This window comes from Nonomuraea sp. NPDC049309 (assembly GCF_043196965.1).
GTDB lineage: Bacteria > Actinomycetota > Actinomycetes > Streptosporangiales > Streptosporangiaceae > Nonomuraea > Nonomuraea fastidiosa.
In genome coordinates this window covers 1,748,529-1,757,377 of sequence record NZ_JBICSH010000001.1, presented here as the reverse complement: position 1 = coordinate 1,757,377, position 8,849 = coordinate 1,748,529, and the positions used below count along the sequence as shown (strand labels likewise).

Here is an 8,849-nt window from a genome sequence, read left to right as displayed (position 1 = left end):
AGGCCCGTTCACAGGCCCGTTCACAGGCCCGGTCGGGGTTCCGGTCGCGATCTCCGTCACAGTCCCTCCCGCAGATCGGCGAGGCGTTCCAGCCCGGCGAGCACCTCGTCGCGGCCGAGCCCGAAGTCGACGAAGCAGGCCACCTCGTCGCAGCCCAGCTCGGCGAGGTCCGCCAGGCTCTTGCGGCACGTCTCCGGCGAGCCGATGAGGCTGCCCCAGGCCAGGTAGCGGCGGAAGGCGAAGTCGGTCAGCGCCGCGAGCTGCGCCTCGCTCAGCGCGGCCGCCCTGCCGTCGGGGCCGCCCTTGTTCGCGGCCGTCTGGGCCACGTACGACCGCAGGTACGCCTTCAGCGGCCCGGCCGCCCGCTCCCGCGCCTGCTCGTCCGACTCGGCCACGTACGTGTGCGCCATCAGCGTCACGGTGCCTCGGGGCGGCGCTCCCGGCCGGCCGGGAGCCGCGTCGTAGGCGCCGCGATAGGCGGCGATCTTCCCGGCCAGCTCCTCGCGGGTCTGGCCGATGGTCGCGCCGAGGATGTTCGTTCGCATCCGTCCCGCCGCCTCCCACGTGCTCGGGCTGCCCGACGTGGTGGTCCACAGCGGCAGGCTCGCCGAGTACGGCCTGGGCTGCGGCGTCACCCGCACCCGCGCGCCGGTGCCGTCGGTGAACTCGGCGGGCTCGCCCGCCCACAGCCGCCGCAGCAGCTCGAGGTCGCGGAAGGCGCGCTCCCTGCGGTCCTCGTACGCCTCGGGGGCCAGCACGAAGTCCCGCGAATGCCAGCCCGTCGCCACCGACAGGCCGACCCGGCCGCGCGACAGGTTGTCCACGACCGCCCAGTCCTCGGCCACCCGCAGCGGGTGGTGCAGCGGCAGCACCAGGCTGCCGGCGCGCAGGTGGATGCGTTCTGTGACGGTGGCGAGCGCGGCGCTGAGCAGGGCCGGGTTCGGGAACACCTGCCCGACCTGCTGGAAGTGCCGCTCAGGCGTCCACAGTGCGGTGAAGCCGAGCCGGTCGGCGGCCCGGGCGATGGCCAGGATGTCGTCGTACTTGGCGGCGTGTCCGCCGGTGCCTCCGGCATCGGCCGGGTCGGCGCCGAAGAACATCACGCTGAGGTCCATGGACGTGCTCCTCACGGGCGCCCGCGACACGGGCGGTCTCAGTCGGTGCGGGTGCGCGGGGTCCTGGGCAGGCGGGTGATGGCGGGTTCCGCCCTGGCCGGTGTCCGCGCCAGCAGGGCGGCCAGGGCGGAGACCGTGGGGGCCTCGAACAGGTGGGCGGCGGTGGCGGGCAGGCCCCGGGCGGACAGGCGGGCGGCGACGCGTACGGCGCTCAGCGAGTTGCCGCCGAGCGCGAAGAACCCGTCGTCGGGCCCGACCCGCGCGACGCCCAGCACCTCGGCCCAGACGGCGGCCACGGCCCGCTCGATCTCGGCGGCGTCCCGCTCGGGCGGCGGCGCCGCGCGCTCTTCCGCGTCCCGCTCGGGTGGCGATGCGGCGCGCGCCCCGGCGCCCTGCTCGGGCGGTGCGGCGCGCACCCCCGCGTCCCGGTCGGGGAGCGGCGTGGCCGCCCCGGCGTCCGGCCGCGCCGGCCGGACGGGCGGCGGTGGCACGGCGATCGCCGAGAGGGGAGCGCCGGGGGCCGCGCACATGCCGTCGAGCACCAGGACGAACGCCTCGGCCAGCCACTCCATGACGGCCCGCTCGAAGGCGTCGGCGCGGTACTCGACCGTCACCGCGATCCCGTCGGGCGCACCGCCCGCCGCGTAGGTGTCGGTGACGTCCACCAGCAGCTCGAACCTGGCCGCGCCGGTCCTGACGACCTCGACCCGCGCGTCCACGCCGGGCAGCGCCAGCTCGGCCCGCGCGTTGTTCTGCAGCGCGAGCACGACGTCCACGAGCGGCGGCAGTCCGGGCCGCCGGGCCGGGTTCAGCTCCTGCACGACCCGCTCGAACGGCGCCTCCTGGTGCGAGAACGCCTCCAGGTCGGTCTCCCGCACCCGCGCGATCAGCTCCTCGGCCGTCGGATCCCCCGACACGTCGGTACGGAGCACGAGCAGGTTGACGAAGAAGCCCACGAGATCGTCAACGGGCCCGGTGGACCGCCCGGCGACGGGCGCGCCGATCGGCAGGTCCTCGCCCGCGCCCGCGCGCCGCAGCACCTCGGCCAGCCCGGCCTGCAGCACCATGAACAGCGTGGCCCCGTGCCGCCGGCCCAGCTCCACGAGCCGCCCGTGCAGGCCGGCGTCGATGTGCCGGACGACGGTCTGCGCCGCCCCGCCGAAGGCGGAGGAGCCGGAACCGGTGCCGGAAAGGGCCGGGGGCGCGGCCCCGGAAATGTCCGCGCCGGCGACCGTGGATTCGGCGGGGGATCCATCGGCGGAAACGCCCGGGAAAGCGCCGGCGGAAACAGCGGATGTCGCGGCGGTGGAAACACCGGACGGATTCACGGAAACGCCGGAAGAACCCGTCATGGAAACGCCGGCGGAGTCCGAAACGAAAACTCCGGGAGCGGCCGTAACGGAAACTCCAGGAGAGCCCGCAGGGGAAACACCTCGCGAGTTCGTGACCGAAATGCCGGGGGAGCCGGAAACCGGGGAAGCGCCGATGCGGGGCAGCGCGAGCCGTTCCGGCAGCCCTGTCAGCGCCTTCCGCCAGTACGCCAGCTCATCGTCCGCGATGGCGGCCACGCGGTCGCGGTGCAGGGCGGCGTACTCGGCGTAGGAGATCGGCAGCGGCGGCCAGTCCACGGAGGTGCCGTCGAGCCGCGCACGGTAGGCGCGCGACAGGTCGCGCATGAGCGGCGGCAGCGACCAGCCGTCGGTCGCGATGTGGTGCATGACCAGCAGCAGCGCCGACGACTCCGGCCCGGTGACGAACAAAACGGCGTGGATCGGCAGCTCGGACGCAAGGTCGAACCGGTGCCGCGCCGCCTTCGCCACCCGCGCGTCCAGCTCGTCCTCGGTGACCTCGGCGACCTCGAACCGGGGCCGCGCCTGCGCCACGGGCAGCACCCGCTGGGCGGGCTCGCCGTCGCGCAAGGTGAAGACCGTCCGCAGCGGCTCGTGCCTGGCCACCACGTCCGCCAGCGCCCCGCCCAGCGCCTCGGCGTTCACGGGGCCGCGCAGGCGGACGAGCATCGGCATGTTGTACGCGACGCCCGCGTCCACCTGGTCGAGGAACCACAGCCTGCGCTGCGCCGCCGACAAGGGCGTCTCCTCGGTGGTTCCCGCCGCAGGCGGCGAGGAGGCCGCCTGCCCGGCGGGATCCCCCGGCGGCGCGGCAGGCGCGCCGCCGGGCATGGGCCGCTCGCCGATGCGGCGGGCGACGGCGGCGACCGTGGGCGTCTCGAACAGCGTCCTGACGCCGACCTCGACGCCCAGCACGGCGTGGATCCTGCTGAGCAGCCTGGCCACCATGAGCGAGTCGCCGCCCAGGTCGAAGAAGTCGTCGTGGACGCCGACCGAGGGCACCTTCAGCACCTCGGCGAACAGCTCGCACAGCGCCTTCTCGACCTCGTCGCGCGGCTCGTCGCGGGACTCGGCGGCAGCCGCGGCGGGCTCGCCGTGGACGGGCGCGGGCAGGGCCGCGCGGTCGAGCTTGCCGGTGTCGGTCAGCGGCAGGGCCTCCAGCGTCACGAACGCCGACGGCACCATGAACTCCGGCAGCACCGCCGCCGCGTGCGCGCGCAGCGCGCCGGGCTCGATCGCGGCGCCCGGCCGGGGCACCACGTACGCGACCAGCCGGCGGTCACCCGGCACGTCCTCCCTGGCCACCACGCAGGCCCGCCCGACCGCCGGGTGGCCGGACAGCACCGACTCCACCTCGGCGGGCTCGATGCGGAACCCGCGCACCTTCACCTGGTCGTCGGCGCGGCCCACGTACTCGAGTACGCCGCCGGGACGCCGCCGCACCAGGTCGCCGGTGCGGTACATGCGGCCGCCCGGCGGGCCGAACGGGTCGGCCACGAAACGCTCGGCGGTCGCGCCGGGACGGCCGAGGTAGCAGGTCGCCAGGCCGTCGCCCGCCGCGTACAGCTCGCCCACCTGGCCGTCGGGGACCGGCCGCAGCCGCGCGTCCAGCACCCGTACGTGCTTGCCGCGCAGCGGCGTGCCGATCGGCACGGGGCCGTTCACGGCGGTCACGGGATGGGTGGTCAGGAAGATCATGCCTTCGACGGGGCCGTAGCCGTTGCGCAGCCGCAGCTCCGGATGCAGGGCGAGGGCCCGGCCGACGTGCGCGGGGGAGAGCGCCTCGCCGCCGACGATCAGGTGGCGCAGCCCGGCCAGCGTGTCCGGGCACTCGTCCACGATCACGTTGAACAGGCTGCTCGACAGGTACATGCTGGTCACGCCGTGCTCGGCGATCAGGCGGCCGAGTACGAGCGGGTCGGGCCGCGCGCCCGGGTAGAGCACGCAGGTGCCGCCCGACAGCAGCGGGCCCCACAGCTCCAGCGCGAACGCGTCCCACGACGTCGGCGAGCACTGCAGCCACACGGCGTCGAACGGCGCGTACTCCTGGCCGGTGACCGTGGCCGTGATCGCCCGGTGCGGCGCGGCCACGCCCTTGGGCCGCCCGGTGGAGCCGGAGGTGAACATCACGCACGCGATCCCGTCGTGCCGGGCGTGTTCCGCCCGGCGCTCCAGGCCCCGGGGGGAGAGCACCGCCGACACGCCGGCGTCCCCGGCCATGACGCGCAGCCGCTCCTCGGGGAAGGCCGGGTCGAGCACCACGTACCCGGCTCCCGCCTTCAGCACCGCGAGCAGCGCGACCACCAGCTCGACGCCGCGCTCCATGCGCACGCCGACCAGGCTCCCCGCGGGGACGCCCAGCTCGGCCGCGCGCGCCGCGGCCCGCGCGTCCAGCTCGGCGTAGGTGAGCCGCTCGGCCCCGCAGATCAGCGCCACCCGCTCGGGGGTGCGCGCCGCCTGCGCCGCGAACGCCTCGTGCACCGGCTCGCTTCCGCCTGCGGGGACCGCCTCGGCCGGCGGCCCGGCCGCCGCGATCGTCTGTTCCGGTTCGGGCACGCTCATGGTCAGGCCCGGATGAGGCTCGCCGGGCGCATGTCCGTCCAGTGCGTCTCGATGTGCTCCAGGCACGCGGCGCGCGCGGCGGGCCCGAAGGCCGTGCGCCAGCCGGCGGGCACGTCGATGTCCGCGGGCCACAGCGAGTGCTGGTTCTCGTCGTTGACCAGCACCAGGTAGGAGCCGTTCTCGTCCTCGAAGGGGTTGGTGGTCATGTCAGCCTCCCGCGGGTTGCTTCTCGAGGTCGGGCGTGAGCACGTCGATGTGGCGTACGGCGCGCTGGGCCAGCCCCCACAGGGCGGCGGCGGCGCCCAGCAGCCCGGCGATGAGCAGCATGGCCGCCATGCCGCTGCCGGGGCCGGTGCCGATGAGCGGCGCGAGCAGTCCGGGCACGCCGGTGCCGGCCGCCGCCTGGGGTTCGAAGACGTGGTCGGCGAGCGGCCCTGAGAAGGCCATCGCGACCGGAGAGGAGATCTGCGAGACGAACATGACGGCCCCGAACACCCGTCCCTGCCGTTCCTCCGGCACCTTGGTCTGGATGATCGACTGCATGGAGCCGTTCACGATGGGCATGATCATCGCGCCCACGAGGATGGCCGCCGTCCACGCGACGACGCCGTGGACGACGGACATGACGATCTGCGCGCTCAGGCACATGCCGACGACGCCGAGCATCATGCCGCGCACCCGGTTCTTCGGCCCGCCCCAGGCGGCCAGCAGCAGGCCGCCGGCGATGCCGCCGGCGCCGATGCCCGCGTTCACGCTCGCGAGGACGGACACGTCGCTGCCGGTCCTGGCCAGGATCATGGGCTGTACGACGGCGAAGCCGAACACCATGACGAGGTTGACGGTGAAGAACACGAGGATCAGGCCGCGCAGGCTGGGCTGGGCGAACAGGTAGCGCAGCCCTTCGAGCGAGTCGGCGCCGAGCCGCTTGCGGGTCCCGCCTTCGCCGGGCCGGTCGCCGTCCAGGCGGACCATGCGGATGGTGGCCAGCGCGACGGCGAAGCTGATGAGGTCGATCACGAGCACCGCGCCGAGCCCGCCGGTCACCACGAGCAGCCCCGCCAGCGCGGGGCCGCCGACGTCGGCGACGCTCTTGGCGGTGGCGAGCAGCCCGTTGGCGCGCTGCAGCTGCTCCTTGCCGACCAGCATCGGCACCGCCGACGACAGCGCGGGGAACTGGAAGGCGGCGCACGCGCCGAGCAGCGCGACGGTCACGTAGACCTGCCACAGGTGCAGGTCACCGAGGAAGTACACGGCCGCCATGGCGCCGACCGCGACCAGCCCGCCGAGGTCGGCGAGCTGGAGCGCGGTGCGCTTGCGGCAGCGGTCCACCAGGGCCCCGGCCGTCGGGCTGAGCAGCATCTGCGGCAGCAGCGCGCACAGCGAGAGCGCCACCACCTGCGTGGCCTGGTGATCGACCGTCCACGCCTGGATCACCAGGGAGAAACGGAGAACGGAATTACCGATGAGGGTGACGACCTGGCCACACCACACCAGGCCGAAACGGCTCATTCCAGAAAAGCGCTGGATAAATCGGTTTTGTAGGGACGAGGGAGGTTGGCCCATGCTGCCCGAGGCCCTTCTGGTGAAAGGAACCTGTGAGACGCCGATTTGTCCTCGGGCGTCTCACTTGTACCATCACACACAGTTTGGCACCGGGCAATAAGCGGTTTGTGGTCTGACAATTACTTTTCGTCAAGAAACGAGGTCAGCCAGCCTCGCCGCTTCTTCCGCCACTTTGTGACGCAGGGTGCGGATGCCTTCACGCCCGCGTACGGGGTGCACGAAGTTCGTCAGCAGCACCACGGTGAGGCGGCGGTCCGGATCGATCACCAGCGACGTGCCGGTGAAGCCCGAGTGGCCGTAGGCGTCCTTGAGCGGGCCGACGATGCCCGGATCGCCGATGCGCACGCCGAGCCCGTGGCGGAACGGCGCGTCCTCGACGCCGTGGTCCCGCGTCATCTCGGCCACGGTCGCCGTGCTGAGGACGGGCCCGCCGCCGCGCCGCAGCGCCTCGCCGAAGGCCAGCAGGTCGTCGGCGGAGGCGAACAGGCCCGCGTGCCCGGCCACGCCGCCCAGCGCGTACGCGGTCTCGTCGTGCACCGAGCCGCGCACGCACCCCGGCACGGGACGCTCGGCCTTCCACTCGGTCGCGGCGATCCGGTCGAGCAGCTCCGGGCCCGGCCGGTAGCCGGTGTCCAGCAGCCCGAGCGGGCCGGTGACGCGCTCGCGGACGAGCACGTCCAGCGGCGCCCCTCCGGCCACCTCCGCCAGGCGGCCCGCCATCACCATGCCGACGTCGCTGTAGAGATAGGGGCCGCCCACCGGGTGAGCGGGGGGCGTGGCGACCATGGCGGCCAGGCGCTCGGCGGGATCGGCCTGCGGCAGCTCCCTGTCGATCCGCCGGCTCGCGGGCAGGCCCGCCGTGTGGGTGAGCAGGTGGCGCGGCGTGATGCGCGGATCGGCGGCCGGCAGGTGCCCGGTCACCGGCGCGTCGAGGTCCAGCCTGCCCTCCTCGGCCAGCGAGAGCAGCACGACGGTGGTGAACAGCTTGCTGACCGAGGCGAGGTCGAAGATCGAGTCACGCCGTGCCGGCGGGCGGTGCGCGGCGAGCGTGCCGTCCGCGTCGGCGTATCTGACCAGCTCGCCGGCCGCCGCCGCGGCCATCACGGAGCCGTCCACGGCGATCAGCGCCACCGCGGCGGGGCACACCTCGGGCACCGCCGTCGCCAGGATCTCCTCCAGCCGGTCCGACATCCCGGTACTCCTCCTTTTCATCTGTCACCAAGACGTCCACCAACGCCGTAAACCACGCGGCCCGCCGCACGCAAGCCCTCCCGCGCGTCCGGTGTGCGCGCGGCGGCCCCTGCGGGTCGCCCGGTTCAGCCGCTGAGCGCGTCGCTGAGCCGCTCGCCGTGCGAGCGCAGCAGCTCCCTGGCCGCCTCGGCGTCGAGCCCGTGCCGGATCATCAGCACCGCGATCTTCGCCTGGCCGCCGGCCGCGTCCAGCGCCGCCTCCGCCGTCGCGTGGTCGGCCCCGGTGATGTCGCTGACGATGCGCAGCGCCCGCCCGGCGAGCTTGCTGTTCATCGCCGACATCTCGATCATCTTGTTCCCGTACGTCCGGCCCAGCTTGACCATCGTGATCGTGGAGATCATGTTGAGCACGAGCTTCTGCGCCGTGCCCGCCTTCAGCCGGGTCGAACCGGTCACCACCTCGGGGCCCACCACCACTTCGATGGCGTGCTCGGCCGCAGCCGACAGCGGGGTGCCGTCGTTGCACGACAGCGCCACGGTCAGCGCGCCGCGATCGCGCGCCTCCGCCAGCGCGCCCAGCACGAAGGGAGCCCGCCCGCTGGCGGACACGCCCACCACCGAGTCGAGCGGTCCCACCTCCAGGTCCTTCAGCGCGGCGGCGCCGGCCTCGGCGTCGTCCTCGGCACCTTCGACGGAACGGGTCAGCGCCTCCGGCCCGCCCGCGATGATGCCCTGCACCATCGACGGGTCGGTGCCGAACGTCGGCGGGCATTCGCTGGCGTCGAGCACGGCCAGCCGCCCCGACGTGCCCGCGCCCACGTAGAGCAGCCGGCCACCCTCGCTCATCCTCGCGGCGATGGCGTCGATCGCCTCCGAGATCGCCGGCAGCGCCAGCGCGACCGCGGCGGGCACGGCGGCGTCCGCCTGGTTCATCAGCCGGGCGATCTGCAGCGTCGGCAGCCGGTCGATCTGGGCGTAGCGGGGGTCGCTCTGCTCGGTGGACGCCTCTGATAGCGGATCAATCATGTCGCTAATTTCCACCCTCTACTTCTCTCTTGTAAATATCTTTC

6 protein-coding genes are annotated in these 8,849 nt (G+C 73.9%); all 6 read right to left on the bottom strand.

The window, feature by feature from the left end; genetic code table 11:
• Positions 1–56: 56 nt before the first annotated feature.
• Entirely contained in the window at positions 57–1,115 is a 1,059-nt protein-coding gene (locus ACGFIM_RS07985; RefSeq protein WP_393196448.1) for a MupA/Atu3671 family FMN-dependent luciferase-like monooxygenase, read from the bottom strand.
• 38 nt (positions 1,116–1,153) lie between these two features.
• Positions 1,154–5,026 (bottom strand): condensation domain-containing protein, encoded by a 3,873-nt coding sequence (locus tag ACGFIM_RS07980; protein WP_393196445.1) that lies wholly within the window; start codon positions 5,024–5,026, stop codon positions 1,154–1,156.
• Positions 5,027–5,028: 2 nt separating this feature from the next.
• Positions 5,029–5,232, bottom strand: coding sequence for an MbtH family protein (locus ACGFIM_RS07975; protein WP_393196442.1), 204 nt, complete (start codon positions 5,230–5,232; stop codon positions 5,029–5,031).
• A gap of 1 nt (position 5,233) precedes the next feature.
• Positions 5,234–6,535 (bottom strand): MFS transporter, encoded by a 1,302-nt coding sequence (locus ACGFIM_RS07970; protein ID WP_393196439.1) that lies wholly within the window; start codon positions 6,533–6,535, stop codon positions 5,234–5,236.
• A gap of 183 nt (positions 6,536–6,718) precedes the next feature.
• On the bottom strand, positions 6,719–7,780 hold the full coding sequence (locus ACGFIM_RS07965) for a serine hydrolase domain-containing protein (protein ID WP_393196436.1): 1,062 nt from the start codon (positions 7,778–7,780) through the stop codon (positions 6,719–6,721).
• A 125-nt stretch (positions 7,781–7,905) separates the two neighbouring features.
• Positions 7,906–8,805 carry an N-acetylmuramic acid 6-phosphate etherase gene (gene murQ / locus ACGFIM_RS07960; protein WP_393196433.1) on the bottom strand — a complete coding sequence of 300 codons (900 nt, stop codon included), beginning with the start codon at positions 8,803–8,805 and terminating at the stop codon, positions 7,906–7,908.
• Positions 8,806–8,849 lie beyond the last annotated feature (44 nt).